We start from the raw sequence: 24,128 nt of genomic DNA, 5'->3' as shown, positions 1-24,128 counted from the left end.
TTCTGATCAGGCGCGATCATAACCTGCCGCGGCGAAGAAGTTCAGGCACTCTTGGGCGGTGAAGGCGGCTGTGGTGAGGGCGATAGCATTGTCCAAAGCCTGGATTGATCTGGCGGCGGCCTTTCGCAGGGCGGCTTTGAGCTTTGCGAAGGCCATTTCGATCGGATTGAGGTCGGGCGAATAAGGCGGGAGATAGAGGAGCTGAGCGCCCGCCGCGTCGATTGCGATGGCGATCTCGGTCCGCTTGTGTGCTGCGAGATTGTCCATCACCACGATGTCGCCGGGCTTGAGTGTCGGTACCAGGACTTGCGTCACGTAAGCCTCGAACGCCGGACCATCCATGGGGCCGTCGAGGACCATCGGCGCGGTCATACCGGTCGCTCTAAGCGCGCCGACGAAGGTCGTCGTCTTCCAATGACCATGCGGGATCGCGGCGACGCAGCGCTGGCCGTACGGCGAACGGCCGTAGCGCCGCGCCATTTTGGTCGAAGCCCCCGTCTCGTCGATGAACACCAACCGATGGATGCCGATCTCAGGCTGAGACGCCTTCCACGCTGCGCGTTCAGCGGCCACGTCCGGCCGATCCTGCTCGCTGGCGTGCGATGTTTTTTTTGAACGTGATGTTGCGACGATCGAAGAATCGCCAGATCACGCTCGGCACGAAACGCTCGCCGTGGACTTTGAAGAGATGGTCAGCGATCTCGGCCAGCGTCATGTCAGGCGTAACCTTGACCAGGGAGAGGATCTCCGCAGCGTGACCCTCGATCCGAGCTGAACGCCGGTCTCCGCCCTGCGTTCCCGCCTCACAGGCGCCGGTCCTTCGCCACTCGCCAACCAGTTCGATCGCTGTCGAGGGCGCCACGCCGAACCGAACAGCGGCGCCCCGACGGCTCATGCCTTCATCTTCCACAGCCCGAATAATACGAATGCGAAGGTCCGGCGACAGCGGTTTAGCCATGGGGGCTGGCCTCCATCACCAGCCCTCAGGGTGAATCACGATTTGCCTCCCAAGGGAATCCCCTACCGATTCCGACAGGTTGGAAAATGCTCTAGGCCGTTTGCCCGAACATCCGCATGGCGATATCCTTGCTGGACCGGGACGACCCAAGCGAGGTTTTGCCATGCGTGTGCTCCTTGTCCTGATATTTGCGCTGCTGGGTGGCGCCTCCGCACGCGCAGCCAACGATGTCGCGGCGGCACAGGGCGTCATCCGCGCCCAGGAGCAGGCCTTCGTCCGCGACGATGCGAGCGCCGCCTATTCCCATGCCGCACCGGCGATCAGGGAGATCTTCCCCGCACCCGACATCTTCATGTCCATGGTGCAGAGCGGTTACGCGCCGGTCTACCGCCACAAGAGTTTCGAGTTCGGCGAGAGCAAGATCGAGGGCAGCTCGATCGCGCAGCGCGTCCACATCATCGACGCCAATGGCGAGGCCTGGGAAGCGCTGTATACGCTCGAGCAACAGCCGGACGGCAGTTACAAGATCACCGGCTGCACGCTGCTGAAGGCGGGACAGGCGGTTTAGGTCGCAAAGCCCGGCCCGGCTTTCGTCGCACTCATCCGCGAGCGGATCAACAGCGTCAGGACGATGCTGATGTTGACGGCATTCCACGCCACGCCGTTCGCGAACGCTGCGGCATACGAGCCGGTGGCATCGAAGATGACGCCCGACACCCAGCCGCCGAACGACATGCCGAACACGGAGGCGAAGATCACGATGCCGACGCGCGTTGCGGCTTCCCGCGCCGGCATCGCCTCGCGCACGATGATGGCGTAGCTCGGCACGATGCCGCCCTGGAACAGGCCGAACATCGCGGAGATGAGATAGAGCGAGGCGAGGCTGTCGAAGAACAGATAGAACACAAGCGCAAAGCCCTGCGCCAGCGCCCCGATCAGCAGGGTGCGGATGCCGCCGATCTTGTCGGCGAGGAAGCCCGAGCCGATGCGGCTGACGATGCCGCAGGCCATCATCAGCGACAGCATCTCGGCACCGCGCGCCACGCCGTAGCCGAGATCGCCGCAATAGGCGACGATATGCACCTGCGGCATCGCCATGGCGACGCAGCAGGAAATGGCGGCGATCGAGAGCAGCACCGTCAGAGTGTTGGTCGAGAGCTTGAGATCGACGCGCGGCGGCGGCGCATTGGCGTGGTCGTGAACCTTGTCGTGGCCTATCTGCGCGCGCAGCACCAGCACCAGGATCGTCATCAGGACGACGCAGACGAGGCCGATGCCGATATGGGTGTGGCGCCAGCCGACCTCCTGCATGCCCCAGTTCACGATCGGGGGCCACATCGTGCCGGCGAAATAATTACCGCTGGCGACGATGGTCACGGCAAGGCCGCGATAGCGCTCGAACCAGTGCGAGGCCTCCGCCATCAGCGGCGCGAAGGTCGCGGACGTCCCAAGCCCGATCAGGAAATACGCCGCCACGAACTGCCAGAGCTGGGTCGACAGCCCCGCGAGCACATTGGCGACGCCGAGGAAGGCGATGCTGATCGCCATCGCCGGCACGATGCCGAAGCGGTCGGTGATCTTGCCGGCGATCACGCCGCCGAGCCCGAAGCCGAACATCATGAGGGTAAAGGCCAGCGAGACCGCGCCGCGGGTGGCGGAGAATTCGGTCTGCACCGCGGGAATCATCACCACGATCGCCCACATGCCGACGCCGCCGATCGAGCCGATCAGCAGCGCAAGCACGAGCCGTATCCAGGCCTGACGGGAATCAGGGCTGAATGTTTCAGGCGTTTGTTCTGAGTGATTTGGCGCGTGCACGGGCCGGACCATGGCCCGCGGATGCTCAAGGGGTCAAGCATCGTGGCGTGATATTGGGCATGCGCGGTGCACTGCGGTAAGAAGCAGCTTGGCGAATGCACGATTTGCCGTTAGTTTGCAATCCGCGTGTGCAAATTGCCGCGCGGAATACATGCTGGCGGAATGTTGCTGCAACTGACACGAGCGATGCGGATCAAGGTGGGGCGGATCATTGCCCTCGCCTACCTGTTCTGCGTGCTCGCGCCGGCGGCAAGCCTCGCTTGGGGCAGTGGCCCTGCGCCGTGTCTCGATGAGACCTTGCTGGCCGACCTCGTGCCGGTCCATCACCAGATGCCGGGCGGACACATGCACGACGGCGTCTCGCACGATCATGCGGGGGCACACGCGCATCACCAGGCCGCCGCGCAGGACGCGCCCGCTTCGCATCATCATGGCGGCAAGGGCACAGCCAGGCCGTGCTGCGCCATGATGTGCGTGAGCGCGCTGCCGGCCGATCTTCCCACCGTCGCCAAGCCGGCCGCGCCCGTCTCCGCCTGTGCGGCAGAAATCGTGGCCAGCCTGCACAGCACGGCGCCGCCCCTGCATTACCGTCCCCCCATCGCCTGATCTGACACGACGATTTCGGGCCGAGCGCGCTTTTGCGCGCGCGAACCTGTGGTGTCCAGATCAGGGATGAATCATGCTTGCGTTTTTCGGGGCGAAGTCCGCCGCCGCGTCCGCGGTGGGTGGACGACATTTTCGATTTGACTGGCTTCTGCTGGCCGTGATCGCGCTGGCGCTCGCTGGCTGCATGCCGGCAACGACGCAAGTCGCCGGCGCCGATCCCGCCGATCCCTCGGCAAAGGTCGCCCCTCTCGGCTATCGGTCGACCATCGCGCCCTACACCAGCCTGCGGCCCGCAACGCCGGCGCCATGGCGCGACCGCAACGACGCCGTCACGCCGCAGCCGAAGCAAGACCGGTAGGAGCGCGCCATGGCACACCATTTTGCGCGAGGTCTCCTCGTCCTCACCGCGGTCAGCGTCTCCGGCTGCGCCACGTTTTCGCCCGACAGCGGCATGAGTGCGGTCTCCGAACTGACGAGCCAGAGCATCAACAAGGACGTGGCATTCGTGCGAACGGCCGATGGGGCGGGCGCAGTCGATGAACGTGTCCGCCAACTGCTCTCGCGCACGTTGAGCGTAGAGACCGCCGTGCAGATCGCACTGCTCAACAACAAGGGATTGCAGGCCGCCTATAACGAGCTGGCGCTGGCCGAGACCGATCTGGTCGAGCAGAGCCTGCCGCCCAACCCGGTGTTCTCGATCTCGCGGATCTCGGGCAACGGCGCCAGCGAGATCGAGCGCCAGGTGGTCGGCGACATCCTCGCGCTCGCCACCCTGCCGTTCCGCTCCGACATTGCCCGCGAGCGTTTTCGCCAGGCCCAGTTACGCGCGGCGCTGGCGACGCTGCGGCTCGCCGCCGACGTCCGCCGTGCCTACTGGCGCGCTGTCGCCGGCAACGAGATGGTGGCGCTGCTGACGGATGCGAAGGCAACGGCGGAATCGACCGCACAGCTCGCCGTCAAGCTCGGCGAGACCGGCTCGCTCAACAAGCTCGACCAGGCCCGCGAACAGGTGTTTTACGCCGAGACGACCGCCGACCTCGCCACCGCAAGGCAGATGGCGGCGAGTGCGCGCGAACGGCTCGCACGCCTGATGGGATTGTGGGACGGCGGCCTCGGCTTCCGCCTGCCCAATCAATTGCCGCCGCTGCCGCGCCGGCCGCAGGCCCTGCCCTCGATCGAGGCCGATGCGGTGGCCCATCGCATCGATCTGCAGATCGCCCGGCTGGAGCTGAATGCGCTGGCGAAGTCGCTGAACCTCACCGAGGCGACGCGCTTCGTGACGCTGCTCGACCTTGCCGGCATCTCGCGCCGCACGCAGGACCCGGAAGGCGCGCCTTTCCGCGAGCGCGGCTTCGACGTCCAGTTCCAGATCCCGATCTTCGACGGCGGCGAAGTGCGGGTGCGGCAGGCCGCCGAGACCTACAACCTCGCCTTCAACCGCTTGACCGAGCGCGCCGTGAACGTTCGCTCGGAGGCGCGCGATGCTTATCGTGTCTATCGCTCGGCTTACGACATCGCCAGCCACTATCAGCGCGAGATCATCCCCTTGCGCAAGATCATCACCGAGGAGATGCAACTCCGCTTCTCCAGCATGCAGGTCGACATCTTCGCGCTGCTCACCGAGGCGCGGCAGCGGCTGGCCTCGCTGCGCGGCGCGATCGACGCGCGGCAGCGATTCTTCCTCGCCCAGTCCGACCTGCAGACCGCCGTCAACGGCGGCGCCGCGCTGACGCCTGGCGGCGACAATTCCACCACCATCGCCGCGGCAGCGCCTGCCGATGCCGGCCACTGACATGGAGACCGCAATGTTTTCCCGCAGAGGATTTTTAGGCACCGCCGCGCTCGTCGGCGCATCCGCGGTCCAGGGCCGCGTGCAGGCGGCATCTATCCCGGAAGCCCCGCATATGGACAAGGTGGTGATGCAGCCGCCGCTGCATCCCGTCAGCGGACCGGACTATCGCCCCGTGGTCACCCTGAACGGCTGGTCGCTGCCATTCCGCATGAACGGCGACTGGAAGGAATTCCATCTCGTCGCCGAGCCCGTGGTGCGCGAATTCGCCGAGGGCATGAAGGTGAATCTGTGGGGCTACAACGGCCAGTCGCCGGGCCCGACGATCGAGGCGGTCGAGGGCGACAAGGTCCGCATCTTCGTCACCAACCGACTGCCCGAATACACCACCGTGCACTGGCACGGCATGATCATCCCGAGCGGCATGGACGGTGTCGGCGGGCTGACGCAGCCGCACATCCAGCCGGGCAAGACCTTCGTCTACGAGTTCGAGATGAGGAAGAGCGGCACCTTCATGTACCACCCGCATTCCGACGAGATGGTGCAGATGGCGATGGGCATGATGGGCATGGTCGTCGTGCATCCGCGCGATCCGAACTTCCGGCCGGTCGATCGCGAATTCGTCTTCGTGATGAGCACCTATCGCGTCGATCCCGGCACTTACCTGCCGCAGGTCAACGAGATGACCGACTTCAACATGTGGACCTGGAATGCGCGGGTGTTCCCCGGCATCGATCCTTTGCCGGTGCGCCTCGGCGACAGAGTGCGCGTGCGCATCGGCAATCTCAGCATGACCAACCATCCGATCCATCTGCACGGCCACAGCTTCGCGGTGACCTGCACCGACGGCGGCTGGATTCCGGAGAGCGCGCAATATCCGGAGACGACGACCGATGTGCCCGTGGGCGCAGTGCGCGTCTTCGACGTGCTCGCCGACAATCCCGGCGACTGGGCGTTCCACTGCCACAAATCCCATCACACCATGAACGCGATGGGGCATGCGGTGCGCAACCTGATCGGCGTGTCGCGCAAGGATCTCGCCAAGGCCGTCGGCAAGCTCGCGCCCGATGCGATGGCAATGGGCTCGACCGGCATGGCGATGGGCAACATGGAGATGCCCGCGCCCGACAACACGCTGCCGATGATGACCGGCACCGGCCAGTTCGGACCGATCGAGATGGGCGGCATGTTCACGGTGATGAAGATCCGCGAGGACCTCGCGCGCGACGATTATCGCGATCCCGGCCCCTATCAATTCCCGAAAGGCACCGTCGCCTACGAGGTCACGCCTCCGGCCGCGGAGCCGGCGCGGCAGCAGCCGGGCAAGCCGACGCACAAGATGAAGATGTGAGCGTTTCGATGAAACACCAACCGGAGATGACGATGAAGACCATCAGGCTCGGCCTCGCGCTGGCTGCGCTATCGATCGTGCCCGCCCTCGCGCACGACAAGCACGGGCACGCGACCTTTTCGGCCGGCGAGCCCGGCGACCCCAACAAGCCGGCGCGCACCATCGAGATCCTGCTGAACGAGATGGACTACGCACCGGCCAGGATCGAGGTCAAGCGCGGCGAACAGATCCGCTTCGTGCTCCGCAACGTCGGCAAGGAAGACCATGAATTCCTGCTCGCCACGCCGAAGGAGAATCTCGCGCATGCGGTGGAGATGAAGAAGCATCCGCACATGGAGCATGACGATCCCAATGGTGTCAGGCTCGCCCCGAACAAGACGGCCGAGATTCTCTGGAAGTTCAGCAAGCCCGGCACGTTCGAATTTTCCTGCCTCATTCCCGACCATCGCGACTACGGCATGGTCGGCCACGTCACCGTGACGTCACGATAAGGAGCCTCCCATGAACCGCATCATCCGTATCATCGCTGCGCTGGCGCTGACGTTGAGCATTGCGACTGAAGCGCCGGCGGCCGGGGCTGCCGCGATCAGCGGCGAGGTCAAGAAAATCGACGAAGGCGCCGGCAAGATCACACTCAAGCACGGGCCGGCCAGGAGCCTCGGCATGGAGGACCCCATGACCATGGTCTACCGCGTCAAGGACCCCGCGATGCTCAAGCAGGTGAAGGTCGGCGACAAGGTGACCTTCGAGGCCGAGGAGGCGGCTTCGGGCTATACGGTGACCAGGATCGACAAGGCGAAATAGCCTCCCCTGTCATGCCGGGGCGCGCCTCTTGGCGCGAGCTATGATGCGCAATTGCGCATCTGAGAATCCATCTCTCCAACTCTGCTGCCGCCCGATTGATTCCGGGTTCGCCCTTCGGGCGCCCCGGAATGACGGCCTGAGAGCCCCGAAACGCCCCGGTCCGCCGCTCTTCCACCCCCGCGTTAACCCTTTGCTAACCATACACCCGGCAAGAATTGCCGGGTGAAGTCGAGTGTCGTCAGCCGCGTAAAACGGGAGGAACCCCGTGGACGCCAGTGCGGTGCCTCACTTTCGGAACGGCGGCCCTTCGGCCGCCGCGCAGACAATTGGGGCGCGCGGACGGCAGTCGCGCGGGGGAGCAGCTACCATGGTCGACGTCACCGCGGGACAGGGCGTAGGCAGCACGAACGCCGGCTTCCCGACCCTTGCCGAGGTCGTGGCCATCCTCAAGCGCGGCGATATCGCGCTGGCGCTCGGCGTCCTCACCATCCTGGTGGTGCTGATCCTGCCGCTGCCCGCGATCGTGCTGGACCTGTTCCTCGCGATCTCGATCACGCTCTCGATCCTGATCCTGATGACCTCGCTGTTCATCCAGGCGCCGCTCGAATTCTCCGCCTTCCCGACCGTCCTGCTGATCTCGACCATGCTGCGCCTGTCGCTCAACATGGCCTCGACCCGGCTGATCCTGTCGCACGGGCACGAGGGCACGGCGGCCGCCGGTCACGTCATCGAAGCCTTCGGCAACTTCGTGATGGGCGGCAATTTCGTCATCGGCATCATCGTCTTCGCCATCCTGATCATCGTCAACTTCGTCGTCATCACCAAGGGTTCGGGTCGTATCGCCGAAGTCGCCGCGCGCTTCCACCTCGATGCCATGCCCGGCAAGCAGATGGCGATCGACGCCGACCTCTCCGCCGGCCTGATCGACGAGGCGGTCGCCAAGCATCGCCGCAAGGAGCTGGAGGACGAGAGCGGCTTCTTCGGCGCCATGGACGGTGCCTCGAAGTTCGTCCGCGGCGATGCCATCGCGGGCCTTTTGATCGTCTTCATCAACGTCGTCGGCGGCATGATCATCGGCGTCGCGCAGCAGGGCATGTCCTTCGCCGACGCCGGGCGCAGCTATACGCTGCTGACGGTCGGTGACGGCCTCGTCACCCAGGTGCCGGCGCTGATCGTCTCGACCGCGGCCGGCCTGCTCGTCTCCAAGGCTGGCGTCTCCGGCGCCGCCGACAAGGCGCTGATGAAGCAGTTCTCGGGCTATCCGCAGGCCCTCGCGATGTCCGCGGCGGTCATGCTGGTGCTGGCGGCGCTGCCGGGCATCCCGACGCTCCCCTTCCTGGGGCTCGGCGTCGGCGCCGGCGCGTTGGCCTGGAACGCGCGCAACCGCAACCGGGCGACCGCCAGGGCCGTCGAAGTCGCGAAGACCGCGCCCGCTGCGGGAATGCCGGGTGCGCCGGGCTCCGCCGCGACCGAGGAGCCGATCTCCGCGGCGCTCAAGATCGACGACCTCAAGGTCGAGCTCGGCTACGCCCTGCTGCCGCTGGTCAACGGCCCCGACGGCACCGATCGCCTCACCGAGCAGATCAAGGCGCTGCGCCGCTCGCTCGCGATCGAGATGGGCTTCGTGATGCCGGCGGTGCGCATCCTCGACAACGTCCAGCTCGAGGCCAACACCTACATCATCAAGATCAAGGAGGTCGACGCCGGCACCGGCAAGATCTGGCCGAACCAGTTCATGGTGATGGACCCCGGCGGGAGCCAGGTGCAGGTGCCCGGCATCCACACCACCGAGCCGACCTTCGGCCTGCCCGCGACCTGGGTCGACGCCAGCCTTAAGGAGGAGGCCTCGCTCAAGGGCTACACCGTCGTCGACGCCGCTACCGTGCTCTCGACCCACCTCACCGAGTTGCTCAAGGCCAACATGTCGGACCTGTTGTCCTATGGCGAGGTGCAGAAGCTGCTCAAGGAGCTGCCGAAGGAGCAGAGCGAGCTGGTCAAGGACATCGTGCCCGGGCAGGTCACGGTCTCCGGCATCCAGCGCGTGTTGCAGCTGCTGCTCGCCGAGCGCATCTCGATCCGCGATCTCTCGACGATCCTCGAAGGCATCGCGGACTCGCTCGCCTTCTCGCGCAATCCCGCCACCATGGTCGAGCACGTCCGCGCCCGCCTGGCGCGGCAGATCTGCGCGCAGAACACCTCCTATGCCGGCTATCTGCCGCTGATCGCGCTGTCGGCGCGGTGGGAGCAGGCCTTTGCCGAATCCATCATCGGCCAGGGCGAGGAGCGCAGCCTTGCGATGCAGCCCTCGAAACTGTCGGAGTTCATGACCGGCGTGCGCGAGGCGTTCGAGCGTGCCGCCCGCGAAGGCGAGGCGCCGGTGCTGGTCACCTCTGCGGCAATTCGTCCCTTCGTCCGCTCCCTGGTGGAGCGGTTCCGGGCCCAGACGACGGTGCTGTCGCAGGCCGAGATCCACCCCAGGGCGAGGTTGAAAACGGTCGGAAGCATCTGATTTGCCTTAAGAAGCCGTGTGTTTTTCGGCCACAGGCAAATGGTTTCTGAGTTCCGGGCGCCTTGTGGAACAACGCCTCATAAGACCCCTGACGCGCACATTATCGCTTTGAAATAATTGTAAAAATGCACGATGAGGGGCCGCTTTTGATCGCGACCTTTCACGTTCTATCACGCTCTTGTGACAGCCTCTTGGGAACGAATCCGCCCAATACTAGGTTGTTGGGCACCGGAAGCATGAACCTGCCCGAACAGGGTAGCGACTACTTCGGGTAGATGGCGGCAGGAGCCTTCCATGAACCACTCGATTTACAGCGCAGATCGCTCGACCCACCTGAAGATCGTGGTCGTGGCCCTCGTTGCCGGCATCGCGGTTGCGGGCCTTGGCATCACCGCGCGCACGACGAGTTCGGATGAAGGCCTCACCCAGACCGCCCGCGTCATGAAGGCCGGCAAGCCGGTCACCATCACCAGCGCGGACACTTCGCTCGTTCGCTAAGGAGACATGAGTTTTTTGAATTCACGCGGCTCTTTATCAGCCCCCCAAAGTCGCCACGTGGATATGTAGACGACCCCAACCCCAAGTCGACTACAGAAAGCGCCCGCCCCCCACGGGCGCTTTCTCATGTCTGGGGTTGCGATTCATTTGAGTTGCACACACCTCAGGCTCGCAATGGCGCAGTATGTGGCGTGCCGCGCCCCTCTCTCGTGTCCCGGACGCGCTGCAACGCGACTTCAGCGTTGATGCGCAGAGCCGGGACCAAGGAAGCCCGACGGCATGCTGACGCGTCGACCCGGTTCTGCGGTGCACTGCACCGGACGATGCTTCGCATCGCCGGGGGGGATGCCGCTGCGCCCGGGGCACGAGACTTGGAGAGCCCAATTTCAAATGTGACCTCGTTGAACGTCGTCCGCGGCTTCAATCTTCGTTCGCCTGACTATTCGGTTGCCCGCAGCGACAACGCGCGCCAGGCGCGGAGTTGGTCATCATCCAGAAACCTCGATTCTAGTCTCGCCGAGCACTGCGATAGGCGAATCCATCGATTCCAAGATCGGCGAGGATCGCCGTGAAGCTTGAGTTTTTGCTTGGAGTGTCCCCCAGTTGCACTCGGCCCATCAGACCAAAGGAGGAGCCAGCAATGACAGAGCGACAGTGGCAGATCATCCGTCCGTTGATCGATTTATGGAAGGCAGAGCAGGAGTTGGAAGCAGCGCGGGAACGCCTCTTGCGTCCCGAGCCGAAGCCGTTTCCTAGGCGGATCTGAGGGTCCGGGTTCCGAGCCCGAGTTCGTCATCCAGTTCAAATTCATCAAGCCCATTACTGTCTTCCCTGTGTCCCGGACGCGCTGCAGCGGGCAAGCGCTGCTGCGCAGAGCGGGACCCAGGAAGCCACGGCACTCGTTGATGCGTGAGCCCCGGGCTCTGCAGCGCACCGCCAAAGAGGCGCTGCGCTGCGTCCGGGGCACGAGAGCGGTGGTGAATGACTGACGTGGGATTGACTGACATGGGATTGCAGCCTCGCGGCGGATTTCGCCCGAGCTTTGCTTCATCTCTTCACCCTCCATTGAAAGAGGGCGCAGGGAAGACCGGGCGCCGGCTGGCACCCGCGGTCCACTGTGCGAATTCTGCGTAACAAGAATCTGCACAGCGGCATACAGGTGTAGCCAGGACAGCCCGGCCTTCCCTGCGCAGTGGCTTTACGGCTTATGTCGTTCTCTCCCCGGGGAGCGTTGCGCTATTGCCCCCGTCGCCTTGCGGATGACTGATGCGCTTGCCCGGTTGAGCAATACACATCACCGCAACACTTGGCGCACAGACCCCGGGCGCCAGGACCACACGATTTTGCCGTACGCCGATCACACCGGTCGTGTGCGCGACGGCCTTGCTCACGGTTGCCCGCCCTGCAAAACCCTTCGCGCCGATGCCATCAGCGTCCACCGCCGCCCGGCCCGCGTTCGTGACGATCGCGATACGCCCCTCTTCCTTGGGCCGGGTTGAAACGACGCATACGCCATTTCCGAATTTCGGTAAAGTTGAATATTTTTCGCGGCGTGCGTTGACCGACCCATGGCGTGTTTTGCCCGTTCGGGCAAATCAATGGCACCATGCCATCATCCACTCGAAAATTCGAGGCGCGCCTCCAGTCCACCGCCGTCGCGATTGACGAGCGTGAGCGTTCCGCGAAGCGCGCTGGCGAGTTGCTGGGCGATGGCAAGGCCAAGCCCGGTGCCACCGGTTTCGCGACTGCGCGAAGCCTCTACCCGATAAAACGGCAAGAATACCGACTTCAGATGCTCGTCGGGAATACCGGGCCCCCGGTCCGATACCGTGATCGTGATGCCGTTCGACCGTTGCGCATCGATGGCGACTTCGACATCCTCGCCGAATTTCAGCCCGTTATCGATCAAGTTGATCATGATGCGGCGCAAGGCCTGCGGGTGCGTCAGAACCGTCACCCCGCGTTCCCCGGAGAAGCGAAGGGATTTTCCGGCGTCGGCATAGTCGCAGACGAGGCTGTCGATAAGGGCATACAGGTCGGTCTGGCACAGCTGCTTGCCGATCTCGTCGCGTCCGCGGGCCAAGGCAAGCCCCTGCTTGACGAGCGTCTGCATTTCCTGAAGGTCGCCCTGCAGTTTTTCCCTGGCGTCGCTGTCACCCAGGAAATCAGCGCGCAGCCACATGCGCGTGATCGGATTCTGAAGACGGCGCGAGATCCCCGCCAGAATCTGGATCCGCTCCACAGCCTGCTCGGCAATGCGTCGCTGCATGGCGTTGAATGCGGTAGCGGCGCGCGCCACTTCCTTTGGACCATCCTCCGGGAGCGGCTCACCGCGCAAATCCGAGCCCAGGCTGTTGGCCGCGCGCTCAAGGCGCGCCAGCGGCCGCGTCGCGAGCTTCACGGCAACCCAAGTGAAGAAGGCGAGAAGACAGAGTTGAACGGCGAGCGCCGTGGGCAACCAGGGTGACATGAACGTCGGCAACAAGGGCGAAATGACCGTCCACGGTGCGACGAATTGGAGCATCATCGGGCTGCCGTCCTTCAGGTGAATGAGCCAGCCCAGTTGCTGTCGATTCAGTGGATCGAGATAGAAGACAGTGTTCGCGTCGTGGTCGGCCCCCAGCATGGCCCTCAAACGCGCCAGATTCTCTTGTCGTCGTTTGGGTGGCGCCGCTTCTACCTCTCCCCCATCTCTGAGAACGTACCTATAGTTAGGTCGAGCGAAGCGGTCGAGCCAGGTGGGTCTTTCTTCGGGCTTGACCCGGTCGAGGATAGCGACCGCGGTCGCGATGGACCTCATGAAATAGTCATCCCCTACCTCGTCGCTGGGGCCGAAGACATTAAGGGCGACCAAACCAAAGGATAGCATATGTGCAGCGACGAGACCGGCGAACAGGATGATCGCCAGTCGGCGGAACAGTGAGTCCGGCCAAAGACGCGCCGCCATACGCCGAAAACGGGCGTTCATGACGCCTTCCGCGAAGCTTCGACGGGGATATGCGCGTTGGCCCCTGGGCCAATGCCGTCGTACTCCTGCGCCAGGGCCAGGCCCTGCTTGACGAGCGTCTGCATTTCCCGCAGGTCGCCTTGCAGCTTTTCCTTGGCATCGCTGTCACCCAGGAAATCAGCGCGCAGCCGCATGCGCGTGATCGGAGTCTGAAGATCGTGCGAGATTGCCGCCAGAATCTGGATCCGTTCCGTGACCTGCTCGGCAATGCGTCGCTGCATGGCGTTGAGCGCGGTAGCGGCGCGCGCCACTTCCTTCGGACCATCCTCTGGGAGCGGCTCTCCGCGCAAATCCGGGCCCAGACTGTTGGCCGCGCACTCGAGGCGCGCCAGCGGTTGCGTCGCGAGCTTAACGGCCAGCCAGACGAAGAATGCGATAATGCAGAGTTGAACGGCGAGCGCCGCCGGCAACCAGGGCGAAATGATTTCCCGCTCCGGAAAGAGCACGAGTGTCAGCGGGCTGCCGTCCTTCAAGTGGATGCGTATGCCCCGTCGCAGTCGCTGCGGTGGGTCGAAGTAGACAAAGTTCGCGTCGTGGGCGGGTCCCAGCGCGGCCCGCAAACGCCCGATGTTACCTTGTAGTCGTTTGGATGATGGGTTCGGTTCTATCTCTCCCCTTTCTCCGAGAAAGTATCGGAAATGGCGTCGAGAGAGACGGTCGAGCCAGCCGGGTCTTTCTTCAGGCGCGACGTAGTCGAGGATAGCGACCGCGTCCGCGATGTCCGCCGCAGCAAATTTGCTTCCTAGCTCGTTTTCGATGGCGATGCGGTCGAGGACAATCAAAACGAAGGCCAACACGTGTGCAGCCACAAGGCCGGAAAACAAGATGATCGCCAGCCGGCCGAACAGGGAGGCCGGCCAAAGACGCGCCGCCATACGCCGAAAACCGGCGCTCATGACGGCTCCGGCAAGGCTTCGACGGATGCTGCAAAGACGTAGCCTTCGCTGCGCACCGTCTTAATGTAGGACGGCTCCCGGGCGTCGTCGCGCAATCGCTGGCGAAGGCGGCTGACAAGAAGGTCTATCGACCGATCGAACACTTCGGCCTCACGGCCTTGCGTCAGGTCCAGCAGTTGATCGCGATTAAGGACATGTTGAGGGTGATCGAGAAACACGCGCAACAATCGATATTCGGCGCCGCTCAACGAGACCGCGATCCCGTCGGTGTTGACCAGGAAACGCCCGGCCGTATCGAGCTTCCATTCGCCGAACCGCAGGAGGCGGGCTGTCTCCGATGCCGCAAGGTTGCGGGGCAGCATCTCCGCCCGGCGCAAAACCGAGCGGATTCGTGCGAGCAGCTCGCGCGGGGCAAACGGCTTGGTGAGATAGTCGTCCGCCCCCATCTCAAGGCCGACGATGCGGTCTGCTTCGTCACCGCGCGCCGTCAGCATCAGGATCGGAATGTCATAGGGCTGGTTTGCGCGCAGGTTGCGGCAGAGCGTGAGGCCGTCATCCCCCGGCAGCATGAGGTCAAGCACTATCAGATCGACTCGGTGGTTTGCCAAAACCTCGCGCATCTGCCGGCCGTTGGCCACCGTCGTGACCCGATAGCCGTTGCCGGCAAAGTATCGGTCCAGCAGCTCGCGCAAACCCAGATCATCGTCGACGACGAGAATGTGGTTCGAATTACCCATGCACACCAGAGTACCCAACCGCGAGGCAAGCGACACATCCTATTTGTAACATAATGTATAGCCTTGCGGGCTCGACATGGAAAATTTCAAAAAGGTCACATGCGGAAATTCGCGAGATACATCAGACACTTCCAGTGACGCTTTTTGGGAGAAAGCGATGTCGATGGACCCGGACAAGGACATGCTGGGCTTGCCAAACCAAGCCAAATTTTTCGGCCAAGAACGCCGTCCCGCCCTGAGACAGCAACGCTAACCTGGCGTTGAACCCGTAGAGAATAGCTGGCGGCTTGTGGCCGTACCGATGCCGATGCCAAGTCCCCAAAACTCACATCCGAAACCCAGCAAAGTCGGTCTGGGAGCACAGTCGTGTGGAGATGGATCGGGAGTAACGGGACTTGCAAAATGTGGTTGGCTCGTCGAGGTCCGCTTGGAGCCGGAAGGGGAGCCTGATCCCAGATTCTTTGCGGTTGGAACGCTTGAGGCTGGTGACGCGGAAGAGGCTATCCTGCGCTATCCGGGTATCGTTCAGGAAGACAAAAGGACCGCCCAGCGCCCCCTTTCCGACAAGGAGATAGCGTGCCTCGGACTGAGAGCGGATAGCGTGAGACCATATATTCTGTGCCTCCCAGTGGATTGATGCCGGAAGCTCCTTCTCGATTGACATTGCCGGTCCGGTCGATAGACGAGCGAATAGAAGAACTCGCCGCAAGCGAAGCAAGCGACATCCTATTTTGTAACGTAATGTATCGTCCCGCCGGACCGACATAGAAAATTTCAAAACAGACCCATGCGGAAATTCGCGAGATACATCGGACACCTCCAGTGATGCTTCTCCTCTTGGGAGAAAGCGATGTCGATGGACTCGGACAAGAACATGCCGCCTTGCCAACGTGGTACGGTGTCCGCACCGGGAGGGCATTTATGTCCGGATTTGGGAGAACGGTAGTGAGAATGTCATCAAGCCTTGCCGCGCCCTCAGCTGTCGCTATCCTTTCAACTGCATTGTTGTGCGGCGCGTGCGGCACGGCAGTGTCGCAAACCGCAACAGGCTCCGCCACGCAGCTTCCTGCCGTCACGGTTGATGCGCCGATGCAAGCGGCAAGACCGCATACGCCGAAGCGGGTGGCAAGCCCGATTGCATCTCGCCGGAGATCGCCAGCCGCTGAAACGCGATCGGCTTCGGCAGGTGCGATCTTGGCGCGACCGGGTTCAATCATGTCGAAGCTTGCTGCGCTTGAGAATATCTCCAACAATTGCAACGATGGTTGTCAAACAAGTTTCAAGTACGGCAACCAACCCTGGAATGGATGCTCGGCGTCGGGGGGGGTTCCGCCTCCTTTTTCGGCAACGTGCAGAAACGTACACAACTACAAAACCTATGCTGAGTGCCAGAACACCGTGCTGTTTTTGGGTGGGAATAGCACTGGTGCCTGGTGGTATTGCAGCAGCCTGCTCGCCGGGGGGAAGTTGGCTGGGGAGAAGCTTCAGGTCGCCGAACTCAAGCGGTCAGGACGTCGCTAGTCCATACCGCCCGCTGACTGCGCCCGAGACGTGGGACACCATGTCTCAATCAAGGACTTGAGCGCCATGTGAAACGTCCGCTTTGGGTCCGATTTTGTTGCAAAAGTCGGTTGAGACAAGTCACGAAGCGTGATTCCGTTGTGTTGACGCGAATCTCGGCGAGGTCGATCCATGATGGGCCGTCTGAAGAGTGACCAAGGTCAACTGTTCTACGAGTTTTGTCTTGGCGACGCGGTTCCTGAAGATCATTTGGTGCGGAAGATCGATGCTGCTCTCGATCTGTCCTGGCTTCGCGGTGAACTAGCATCTCACTATTCGTCGATGGGGCGCCCGTCGATCGATCCGGAACTAATGATCCGGATGCTGGTCGCGGGGTATGTCTTTGCGATCTGCTCAGAACGGCTGATCTGCCGTGAAGTGCAGGTGAACCTCGCCCTATCGCTGGTTCTGCAAGCTCGGTATCGAGGACGCTGTCCCGGATCATTCGGCGTTCTCGCGCGCCCGCAACGGGCGCTTCCGCGATGGAGATGTTCTCCGCCGCGTGTTCGAACGGATTGTCGAGACATGCATTGCCGCCGGTCTGGTTGGTGGCGAAGGATTTGCAGTCGATGCGAGCCTGATGCGGCCGACGCGAACAAGGAGCGCTCGATCGCAGGTCACGATTGGCGCAGGGATCGCGATCCGGCCAGGTCTAGAGCAGATTCTGATCAGGCGCGATCATAACCTGCCGCGGCGAAGAAGTTCAGGCACTCTTGGGCGGTGAAGGCGGCTGTGGTGAGGGCGATAGCATTGTCCAAAGCCTGGATTGATCTGGCGGCGGCCTTTCGCAGGGCGGCTTTGAGCTTTGCGAAGGCCATTTCGATCGGATTGAGGTCGGGCGAATAAGGCGGGAGATAGAGGAGCTGAGCGCCCGCCGCGTCGATTGCGATGGCGATCTCGGTCCGCTTGTGTGCTGCGAGATTGTCCATCACCACGATGTCGCCGGGCTTGAGTGTCGGTACCAGGACTTGCGTCACGTAAGCCTCGAACGCCGGACCATCCATGGGGCCGTCGAGGACCATCGGCGCGGTCATACCGGTCGCTCTAAGCGCGCCGACGAATGTCGTCGTCTTCCAATGACCATGCGGAAGCGCTGCGACACAGCGCTGGCCGTACGGCGAACGGCCGTAGCGCCGCGCCATTTTGGTCGAAGCCCCCGTCTCGTCGATGAACACCAACCGATGGATGCCGATCTCAGGCTGAGACGCCTTCCACGCTGCGCGTTCAGCGGCCACGTCCGGCCGATCCTGCTCGCTGGCGTGCGATGTTTTTTTTGAACGTGATGTTGCGACGATCGAAGAATCGCCAGATCACGCTCGGCACGAAACGCTCGCCGTGGACTTTGAAGAGATGGTCAGCGATCTCGGCCAGCGTCATGTCAGGCGTAACCTTGACCAGGGAGAGGATCTCCGCAGCGTGACCCTCGATCCGAGCTGAACGCCGGTCTCCGCCCTGCGTTCCCGCCTCACAGGCGCCGGTCCTTCGCCACTCGCCAACCAGTTCGATCGCTGTCGAGGGCGCCACGCCGAACCGAACAGCGGCGCCCCGACGGCTCATGCCTTCATCTTCCACAGCCCGAATAATACGAATGCGAAGGTCCGGCGACAGCGGTTTAGCCATGGGGGCTGGCCTCCATCACCAGCCCTCAGGGTGAATCACAATTTGCCTCGCAAGGGAATCCCCTACCGATTCCGACAGGTTGGAAAATGCTCTAGCCGCGCGGTGAAGGAGTATTTGGCAACCCTCGACGATCCGGCGTGGGGAGCCGCCAGCGATGTCATCCCGAAATTTGTCTCGCCATCCGAGCCGGCAGCGCAGTGGACCGGCGCTCACAAGGGGCCGGCATTCTTCGCGTACTCCGACAACTATCTCATCGACGTGAAGTTCGGCGTCATCGTTGATGTCGAGGCCTCCCGCGCCATTCGCCAGGCCGAGGTCGGTGCAGCAAAGACCATGATCGAACGGACCGAGGAGCGCTTCGGTCTCAAGCCAGAGCGACTTGTCGGGGATACCGCTTACGGAGCGGCTCCAATGCTGAACTGGCTGGTCGAGGAGAAGGGCATCGCGCCACATATCCCTGTGTTCGATAAGTCGAAGCGGGATGATGGCACTTTCTCGCGGAGCGACTTTCGATATGACCCGATCGGCGACGTTTACCACTGCCCGGGTGGTAAGCGGCTTGGGACGAGCGGTACCGTGCACGAGGGCAAGACCCTTCTGTATCGTGCAAGCAAGCTCGACTGCGATGTATGCCCGCTCAAGCCGCAGTGCTGCCCAAAGGAACCATCACGCAAGATCCCGCGCGATATCCATGAGCATGCCCGAGACGTTGCCCGGTCGTTCGCTGGCACCGAGGGCCTCGAGCTCTCTCGGCGTCAGCGCAAGAAGATCGAGATGAGGTTCGCACACTTGAAGCGCATCCTGAAGCTTGGTCGGCTCCGATTGCGCGGCCCGCAAGGTGCCCAGGATGAGTTTGTTCTAGCCGCCATCGCCCAGAATCTGAGGCGATTTGCATCGCTGGTCGCACGACCGCCACCGGCTCAGGCTCTGCGCATCGCGTAGCGTAGCGTCGAAGTTGCGTAAAATGCGTCAGGGCCAACGCTTCAGAGCGCGGCTCAACGAAAGGCCCAGCGGCCAAATCCATTGCAGCCGACTTTTGCAACAAAATCGGTCCATTCGCCGACATCGCGGGAGCGCGCGCCCAAGTCGACTAAGAGGCCCGAAGCGGACGGACAATGGCAATCGGTACGCTGCAGACGGTCGCGTTGTTGACAAAGCGGACATTGCTTTCGTCGCATTCATCGCTTCGTTTGATCGACGGCTGCACGGCCCAGTTCAACGCCGCGGCACCCCATAGGTCGGCGGCGGCGCCTGCACGGTCGGCGCGGCTGCGGCAAACAGCTCGTCCTTGCTGCCGCTGAGCGGCGGATAGATGCGCTTGCGGTTGATGATCTCCTTGGTCGCCTTCGCGGCCGCGCCGGTGGCGCGGACCTCGCGATTCCACCCTTCGGTATAGAGCGCGCCCCAGCCGCCGAGATCGAGCACGGTCACGTACCAGTCGATCCGCAGCGGGAGTAGCGGCAGGCCCGCGAGATCGGCGACCACATTGTGGCCGGCGAAGCGGCCCATGGGGCGGGCGAACTGGCAGGACATCACGGTCGGATGCAAGCCATCGACCACGCTCGAAGCAACGTCGCCGGCCGCAAACACGCCGCCGACATCCGCAACTCGCATGAAGGGATCGACCAGGAGCCGCCCGAGCCGGTCGCGTGCGTCGGGAAAGCCGGCCGCCAGGGAGCTCGCACGCATCCCGGCACACCAGATCACCGTCTGCGCCGGGATGAATTCGCCCGAGCTCAGGCGCAGGCCGGCCGCCTCGACCGAGACGACGCGCACACCGAGACGTGTCTCGACCTTGAGCGCGGCCAAGGCCGTCTCGATGACGGGACGCGCATGCGCGCCGATGCTGGCGCCGACCGCGGGATTGGGATCGACCAGGATGATGCGGCGGCTGCCGGCGATGCCCGCCCGCGCCAGTCTTTCGGGCATCTCGGCCGCAACCTCGATGCCGGTGAAGCCGGCGCCGACCACCACGACCGTCGAACGCCCCGGCGTGGGCGCGCTGCGTCCGAGCGAGACGAGATGATCCTCGAGGCGCAACGCCGCAGCATAGGTGTCGACGTCGAACGCATGCTCGACAAGGCCGGGAATGTCGGGACGCATCACTTCGCTGCCGAGCGCCAGCACCAGCCGATCGTAGGAGAGCGTCTCATCGCCCCCGCTCGTGACCAGCGAAATCTCGCGCCGCGCCGGATCGATGGCTTCGACCTCGCCGATCCCGTGACTGACGCCGACGGGATCGAGCAGCTGCTGCAGCGGGATCGCGACCTCGCTGAGATCGACCTCGTAATTACGCACCCGGATGTTGTGATAGGGATTGCGATCGATCACGCAGATCTCGATGTCGCGGCCCGCGCCGATCTCTTCGCGCTTGCGCGCGGCCCCGATGGCCGCCCACAGGCCTGCAAATCCGCCGCCGAGCACGACAATACGCGCCATGTCCGTGAACTATGCTTTCCAAGAAAATCCTGCGGTCTGCCCGCCCAGGCAGGGTAGCTCATTCGGCCGGATCGGCCAACTGCGCCGGCGACGCGCCGCTGCGCAAGTCGCGGCTCACGCCTCGCGCAGTTCCGACGGCGTCGCGCCGAAGCGCTTGCGGAAGGCGCGGTTGAAATAGGACAGGTCGGAAAAGCCCGAGGAATGCGCGATGTCGCTGATCTTGCGCGTCCTGGCGCGGGGATCGCCGAGCAGTTTTCGCGCCTGCAGCAGGCGCTGCTCGAGCACGAATTCGGTGAAGGTGGTGCCGGCCTGCTCGAACAGGCGTTGCGCCTGGCGCGGGCTCAGGCCCGAGCGCGTCGCAATCTCGGACAGGCAGAGATCGTTGTGGCCGAGGGCGGCCATCACATCGGCGCGCATCAGGTCGAGGCGCGCCGCCGCATGGCCACGGCCGCGGGCAAGGCTTGCATGCTCGGCATCGGTGCCGAGCAGGAGGCCGACGAGATCGACCATATGCTGCGCGGTCAGGCGCTGGCCGACCGCGTCGAGATGCGGCGCGTGATTGGCGGCGAGCCCATGGTAGCGGAAGATGGTCTCGGCGACCGCACCGTCCGAGAGCACTTGCGACAGCTTGTCCTCGGCGCGCGGATGGATGTCGAGCAGCGCGCGGCGCGGCATGCGGATGGTGGTGAAGCGGTCTTCGTCGGTGTGGCCGACGGTGCCGGTGATGGCCATGTCGACCAGCACCATCTGCGCGGGCGCAAGCTCCACGGTATGGCTGTTCTGCCCGACACGAACGAGGCCGGCATGCGCGGCGATCAGCACGAGGTCGTCGCTGCCGTCGGCAAGGTGGCTCTGGCTGCGGGAATATTGCGCGGAGGCGCCTTCGGGAATGGCGAGCGCGATGTTGTCGACCACGCTGACCTGGAGCCGGCAATCGATGCTGTCGCCACGGCTCGGCCCCACATCGAGGCCGCAGGTGCCGAAGGCCCGCTCGCGCCAATGTTCGAACGCCGGGCCTTGCGGCAGTCCGGTGTATTGGTGAACGAAGATGCCCGGCGTTCTGGCTGCATCCATGTGATCTCTGGCCCTTCCGCGGCTCCACAATCGGCGGCGCCGACTTCCAATTCCGGGGATTTGACGCCCCGAATGGCGGCAAGGTTCAAATCGGGGGCGGATTCAGGGGGATTTGTCGGGATGCGACGGCGGGATGGACCGTGGCGACAGGAACGCGGCCTCGTAGCCCGGGTGGGGCGAAGAGACTGCGCTCCATCAGGGCTACAAAAACCTATTTCTTCGCCGGCGCCGGCGCCTGCGGCTGGGACGGCGGCACCGTCTCGATCAGCTTGCCGGAAAACACCGGGGACGAGGTCGGCCGGCCGTCCGGCGAACCGCCGGCCTGCTCGACGGTGACGGCGTAGGTCGCGCCGTTGACGACCTCGGAATCATAGGAGGCGAGCAGCGGTCGCGCGGTGAAATCACTGGCGCCGATCACGCCGAGCGAGCGCGGGCGCGGCAGCTTGTCGGAGATCAGCCAGAGCTCGAAGCTCTTGCCGGGCTCCGGCGTCGCTCCGACCTTGCGCACGGTAAAGTTCTTGGTCGCGCCGTCGATGGTGAGGATGAAGGCGGGGCCGCCGGCCTGGCCCTGCAGCAGCGCGACATATTGCGCCGCTGCGGTGAGCGGCGCGGCCGGCGTTTTCACTTCCACCGTCCGAATGCGCGGTGCGGGACGCAACGCCCCCGGCAGGGCGTCGGGCAGGAATATCTGGAGCGACAGCGTCACCAGCAGCGCGGCCGCGAGCGCGCCGACCGCGGATGCGATCGAGCGCCAGCGCTTCACGCGGCTCTCGAGATCAATCACGTTGCTGTCGTCGGCGATCGGCACCTGCGGCGTGCGGACGACATGAGGATCGGGCGCGTGGACCTGCGGCATGAACACCGGCGCGATGTCGCCAATGGCATCGGATCCGGAGCGCATCGGCTCGGGCTGCTCTGCTTCGGCAGGCGGCGGCTCCGGTTGCGGTCCCTGCTCCGACGGTGCCTGCGGCGGCGCGGCTTCGACGGACGGGATCGGCGGGGGTACGTCGTCGGCCAGACTGGGCGGCTGCTGTGCGAGCGCCGTGCGCGCGATCTCGGACCTGATGTTCTCCCACACGACCGGACGCGGCTCGACCGAGCCGACCATCTGGTTGAGGGCGCCGAGCCGATAGGCCCAGGCCTGCACGATGTCGGCGAACGCCGGGTCCACCGCCATCATGGTCTCGACCTGCGCGCGCTCATCGGAATCGAGGGTGCCGAGCGCATATTCCGCGGCGAGCGCGATATGGTCCTCCGTGTAGGCCATCAATTGCGGTCCAGAACCACCTTCACAGTATAAACCCTCATAGTCCGAGGCACTCCCGGATATCCAGCATGCTGCGCCGCAGCCACGTCTTCACCGTGTTGACGGGAGCGGCGAATTTCTCCGCCAATTGCTCGCGGCTCCAGCCGTTGTAATAGGCGAGAAGCACCAGCCGCTGACGGTCCGGCTCGAGCCGGCCGATGCATTCCAGCAGCCGCTTCAACTCCTCGGTCATCTCCCGGCGCGCCAGCGGATCGGGGCTGTCGGCCGCCACCTCCATCGCCTGCGGCTCCTCCTCGATGGAGATTTCCGTCTTCTTGCGCACGATGTCGATCGCGCGGTTGCGCGCAATCGAGGCCATCCACGTGATCGGCGACGCCAGCGCCGGATTGAACCCGCCGGCGCCGTTCCAGATCTTGACGTAAGTCTCCTGAATGACCTCCTCTGCGAGATCCTGTCGGCGCAAGATACGGAGCACGACGCCATAGAGTTTCGCGCGCGTGGCGGCGTAGAGGCGCTCGAACGCGGCCTGATCGCCCTTCGCCACCGCCTCGATCAACCCGACCAGCTCAGCTGGCGTCAGCATTCAGCCCCCCGATACGCGGGCCATCGCGTTCGGCGCAGGCCCCGGCACTTCGCTACCATAGCGCGCGGCCAAGCCGACCACCAAGGGGGGCGGCGCCACACTGTGGACAGCACACGCGAAAACCCGGACCTTGCGGGTCCGGGTTTCACCAATTCTCAGGCGGTTTGGCCGCTGGCTCTGTCGTCAGGCGACAGCGCCGATGCGGGCGCGCATCAGGCCGATGCTGTCGAGGTCGGCCTGCTCGCGGGCGTTCTCTTCGGCGCGTTCGCGGGCCTGGTCGCGTTCGTCGAGGAGCTCGACCTTCTTGAGTTCCTCGAAGGCTTCGGCCAGCGCGGCCTTGGCTTCGTCGAGCTGGCCCTTGAGCTCGTCGGCGGAGCGGGTCAGGTTCTCGCGGCGCTGGATCGCGGCCTTGGCATAGGTCGGATAGGCGAAGTGCGAGGGATCGTTGATCCCGGCCCGCTCCTGCTCGGTCGTGATCTCGCGCTCGAGATCGGTCGACATCCGCTGGAAGTCGGCGATCATGGTCTCGATCTGGGTGACCCGGCGGCGCTTCTCGTCGACCTGAAACTTCTTCAAGCGAATGAGGGTATCTCGTGACTTCATCGACTCGTA

20 protein-coding genes and 2 pseudogenes are annotated in these 24,128 nt (G+C 64.0%); 11 read left to right on the top strand and 11 right to left on the bottom strand.

Features of this window, described 5'->3' with window-relative positions; genetic code table 11:
* Positions 1–6: 6 nt before the first annotated feature.
* Positions 7–958 (bottom strand): IS630 family transposase gene (locus IVB24_RS11335; protein ID WP_247768038.1). Its coding sequence is split into 2 segments (ribosomal slippage): positions 7–619 and positions 618–958, totalling 954 coding nucleotides; the frame shifts between segments, so codons are not numbered across the junction.
* Positions 959–1,121: 163 nt separating this feature from the next.
* On the opposite strand from IVB24_RS11335, the gene IVB24_RS11330 reads away from it, so the two are divergent.
* Positions 1,122–1,526: a DUF4864 domain-containing protein gene (locus IVB24_RS11330; RefSeq protein ID WP_247772880.1), complete on the top strand. Its 405-nt coding sequence runs from the start codon at positions 1,122–1,124 to the stop codon at positions 1,524–1,526.
* Here the strand turns inward: IVB24_RS11330 and IVB24_RS11325 are convergent.
* Positions 1,523–2,788 carry an MFS transporter gene (locus IVB24_RS11325; RefSeq protein WP_140483195.1) on the bottom strand — a complete coding sequence of 422 codons (1,266 nt, stop codon included), beginning with the start codon at positions 2,786–2,788 and terminating at the stop codon, positions 1,523–1,525. The genes IVB24_RS11330 and IVB24_RS11325 overlap by 4 nt on opposite strands.
* A 150-nt stretch (positions 2,789–2,938) precedes the next feature.
* Between IVB24_RS11325 and IVB24_RS11320 the strand changes: the two genes are divergently transcribed.
* From IVB24_RS11320 to IVB24_RS11285, 8 genes are all read left to right on the top strand, one after another.
* Entirely contained in the window at positions 2,939–3,382 is a 444-nt protein-coding gene (locus IVB24_RS11320) for a hypothetical protein (RefSeq protein ID WP_247772879.1), read from the top strand.
* Positions 3,383–3,455: 73 nt separating this feature from the next.
* Positions 3,456–3,740: a hypothetical protein gene (locus IVB24_RS11315; protein ID WP_247772878.1), complete on the top strand. Its 285-nt coding sequence runs from the start codon at positions 3,456–3,458 to the stop codon at positions 3,738–3,740.
* A 9-nt stretch (positions 3,741–3,749) separates the two neighbouring features.
* Positions 3,750–5,174 carry a TolC family protein gene (locus IVB24_RS11310; RefSeq protein ID WP_247772877.1) on the top strand — a complete coding sequence of 475 codons (1,425 nt, stop codon included), beginning with the start codon at positions 3,750–3,752 and terminating at the stop codon, positions 5,172–5,174.
* Positions 5,175–5,187: 13 nt separating this feature from the next.
* Positions 5,188–6,522: a copper oxidase gene (locus IVB24_RS11305; protein ID WP_247772876.1), complete on the top strand. Its 1,335-nt coding sequence runs from the start codon at positions 5,188–5,190 to the stop codon at positions 6,520–6,522.
* A gap of 32 nt (positions 6,523–6,554) precedes the next feature.
* Positions 6,555–7,013, top strand: coding sequence for a cupredoxin family protein (locus IVB24_RS11300; RefSeq protein WP_247774071.1), 459 nt, complete (start codon positions 6,555–6,557; stop codon positions 7,011–7,013).
* 10 nt (positions 7,014–7,023) lie between these two features.
* Positions 7,024–7,326, top strand: coding sequence for a copper-binding protein (locus tag IVB24_RS11295; RefSeq protein ID WP_166466976.1), 303 nt, complete (start codon positions 7,024–7,026; stop codon positions 7,324–7,326).
* 367 nt (positions 7,327–7,693) lie between these two features.
* The gene (flhA, locus tag IVB24_RS11290) at positions 7,694–9,835 is read left to right on the top strand and encodes a flagellar biosynthesis protein FlhA (RefSeq protein WP_247772875.1); all 2,142 of its coding nucleotides are present in this window, start codon (positions 7,694–7,696) and stop codon (positions 9,833–9,835) included.
* Between the two features lie 294 nt (positions 9,836–10,129).
* Complete coding sequence (locus IVB24_RS11285; RefSeq protein WP_094973661.1) at positions 10,130–10,333, top strand: hypothetical protein; 204 nt, start codon at positions 10,130–10,132, stop codon at positions 10,331–10,333.
* A gap of 1,612 nt (positions 10,334–11,945) precedes the next feature.
* Here IVB24_RS11285 and IVB24_RS11280 read toward each other — a convergent pair.
* Genes IVB24_RS11280 through IVB24_RS11270 form a run of 3 tightly spaced genes read right to left on the bottom strand, consistent with a single transcriptional unit; the run spans position 11,946 to position 14,973 of the window.
* Positions 11,946–13,301, bottom strand: coding sequence for a HAMP domain-containing sensor histidine kinase (locus tag IVB24_RS11280; RefSeq protein ID WP_247772874.1), 1,356 nt, complete (start codon positions 13,299–13,301; stop codon positions 11,946–11,948).
* Entirely contained in the window at positions 13,298–14,236 is a 939-nt protein-coding gene (locus IVB24_RS11275; RefSeq protein WP_247772873.1) for a histidine kinase dimerization/phospho-acceptor domain-containing protein, read from the bottom strand. The genes IVB24_RS11280 and IVB24_RS11275 overlap by 4 nt, the downstream gene beginning before the upstream one ends.
* Entirely contained in the window at positions 14,233–14,973 is a 741-nt protein-coding gene (locus IVB24_RS11270; protein WP_247772872.1) for a response regulator, read from the bottom strand. The genes IVB24_RS11275 and IVB24_RS11270 overlap by 4 nt, the downstream gene beginning before the upstream one ends.
* A 1,692-nt stretch (positions 14,974–16,665) precedes the next feature.
* Here IVB24_RS11270 and IVB24_RS11265 point away from each other — a divergent pair.
* Positions 16,666–17,145, top strand: a pseudogene (locus IVB24_RS11265) (transposase); the annotation flags it as partial.
* A gap of 56 nt (positions 17,146–17,201) precedes the next feature.
* Here IVB24_RS11265 and IVB24_RS11260 read toward each other — a convergent pair.
* Positions 17,202–18,153 (bottom strand): IS630 family transposase gene (locus IVB24_RS11260; RefSeq protein WP_247771507.1). Its coding sequence is split into 2 segments (ribosomal slippage): positions 17,202–17,814 and positions 17,813–18,153, totalling 954 coding nucleotides; the frame shifts between segments, so codons are not numbered across the junction.
* Between the two features lie 84 nt (positions 18,154–18,237).
* On the opposite strand from IVB24_RS11260, the pseudogene IVB24_RS11255 reads away from it, so the two are divergent.
* Positions 18,238–19,095 (top strand): annotated as a pseudogene (locus tag IVB24_RS11255) (transposase); the annotation flags it as partial.
* A 273-nt stretch (positions 19,096–19,368) separates the two neighbouring features.
* On the opposite strand, the gene IVB24_RS11250 reads toward IVB24_RS11255, so the two are convergent.
* The 5 genes from IVB24_RS11250 to fliJ all read right to left on the bottom strand — a co-directional run bounded on the left by IVB24_RS11250 (position 19,369) and on the right by fliJ (position 24,119).
* Positions 19,369–20,592, bottom strand: coding sequence for an NAD(P)/FAD-dependent oxidoreductase (locus IVB24_RS11250; RefSeq protein ID WP_247772871.1), 1,224 nt, complete (start codon positions 20,590–20,592; stop codon positions 19,369–19,371).
* A gap of 114 nt (positions 20,593–20,706) precedes the next feature.
* Positions 20,707–21,666 (bottom strand): AraC family transcriptional regulator, encoded by a 960-nt coding sequence (locus IVB24_RS11245; RefSeq protein ID WP_247772870.1) that lies wholly within the window; start codon positions 21,664–21,666, stop codon positions 20,707–20,709.
* Between the two features lie 211 nt (positions 21,667–21,877).
* Positions 21,878–22,933 carry an anti-sigma factor gene (locus IVB24_RS11240; protein WP_247772869.1) on the bottom strand — a complete coding sequence of 352 codons (1,056 nt, stop codon included), beginning with the start codon at positions 22,931–22,933 and terminating at the stop codon, positions 21,878–21,880.
* Between the two features lie 37 nt (positions 22,934–22,970).
* Positions 22,971–23,516 (bottom strand): sigma-70 family RNA polymerase sigma factor, encoded by a 546-nt coding sequence (locus IVB24_RS11235; RefSeq protein ID WP_094973657.1) that lies wholly within the window; start codon positions 23,514–23,516, stop codon positions 22,971–22,973.
* 183 nt (positions 23,517–23,699) lie between these two features.
* Complete coding sequence (gene fliJ / locus IVB24_RS11230) at positions 23,700–24,119, bottom strand: flagellar export protein FliJ (protein ID WP_008138882.1); 420 nt, start codon at positions 24,117–24,119, stop codon at positions 23,700–23,702.
* Positions 24,120–24,128 lie beyond the last annotated feature (9 nt).

It is taken from the genome of Bradyrhizobium sp. 192 (assembly GCF_023100965.1).
GTDB classification, from domain to species: Bacteria; Pseudomonadota; Alphaproteobacteria; order Rhizobiales; family Xanthobacteraceae; genus Bradyrhizobium; species Bradyrhizobium symbiodeficiens.
This window is presented reverse-complemented; position numbering and strand designations above follow the sequence as displayed.

Bases quoted from the DNA above. Each gene is read 5' to 3' on its own strand.
- IVB24_RS11330 (WP_247772880.1), top strand. From the start codon at position 1,122: ATGCGTGTGCTCCTTGTCCTGATATTTGCGCTGCTGGGTGGCGCCTCC.
- IVB24_RS11325 (WP_140483195.1), bottom strand. From the start codon at position 2,788: ATGGTCCGGCCCGTGCACGCGCCAAATCACTCAGAACAAACGCCTGAA.
- IVB24_RS11320 (WP_247772879.1), top strand. From the start codon at position 2,939: ATGTTGCTGCAACTGACACGAGCGATGCGGATCAAGGTGGGGCGGATC.
- IVB24_RS11315 (WP_247772878.1), top strand. From the start codon at position 3,456: ATGCTTGCGTTTTTCGGGGCGAAGTCCGCCGCCGCGTCCGCGGTGGGT.
- IVB24_RS11310 (WP_247772877.1), top strand. From the start codon at position 3,750: ATGGCACACCATTTTGCGCGAGGTCTCCTCGTCCTCACCGCGGTCAGC.
- IVB24_RS11305 (WP_247772876.1), top strand. From the start codon at position 5,188: ATGTTTTCCCGCAGAGGATTTTTAGGCACCGCCGCGCTCGTCGGCGCA.
- IVB24_RS11300 (WP_247774071.1), top strand. From the start codon at position 6,555: ATGAAGACCATCAGGCTCGGCCTCGCGCTGGCTGCGCTATCGATCGTG.
- IVB24_RS11295 (WP_166466976.1), top strand. From the start codon at position 7,024: ATGAACCGCATCATCCGTATCATCGCTGCGCTGGCGCTGACGTTGAGC.
- flhA (WP_247772875.1), top strand. From the start codon at position 7,694: ATGGTCGACGTCACCGCGGGACAGGGCGTAGGCAGCACGAACGCCGGC.
- IVB24_RS11285 (WP_094973661.1), top strand. From the start codon at position 10,130: ATGAACCACTCGATTTACAGCGCAGATCGCTCGACCCACCTGAAGATC.
- IVB24_RS11280 (WP_247772874.1), bottom strand. From the start codon at position 13,301: ATGAACGCCCGTTTTCGGCGTATGGCGGCGCGTCTTTGGCCGGACTCA.
- IVB24_RS11275 (WP_247772873.1), bottom strand. From the start codon at position 14,236: ATGAGCGCCGGTTTTCGGCGTATGGCGGCGCGTCTTTGGCCGGCCTCC.
- IVB24_RS11270 (WP_247772872.1), bottom strand. From the start codon at position 14,973: ATGGGTAATTCGAACCACATTCTCGTCGTCGACGATGATCTGGGTTTG.
- IVB24_RS11250 (WP_247772871.1), bottom strand. From the start codon at position 20,592: ATGGCGCGTATTGTCGTGCTCGGCGGCGGATTTGCAGGCCTGTGGGCG.
- IVB24_RS11245 (WP_247772870.1), bottom strand. From the start codon at position 21,666: ATGGATGCAGCCAGAACGCCGGGCATCTTCGTTCACCAATACACCGGA.
- IVB24_RS11240 (WP_247772869.1), bottom strand. From the start codon at position 22,933: ATGGCCTACACGGAGGACCATATCGCGCTCGCCGCGGAATATGCGCTC.
- IVB24_RS11235 (WP_094973657.1), bottom strand. From the start codon at position 23,516: ATGCTGACGCCAGCTGAGCTGGTCGGGTTGATCGAGGCGGTGGCGAAG.
- fliJ (WP_008138882.1), bottom strand. From the start codon at position 24,119: ATGAAGTCACGAGATACCCTCATTCGCTTGAAGAAGTTTCAGGTCGAC.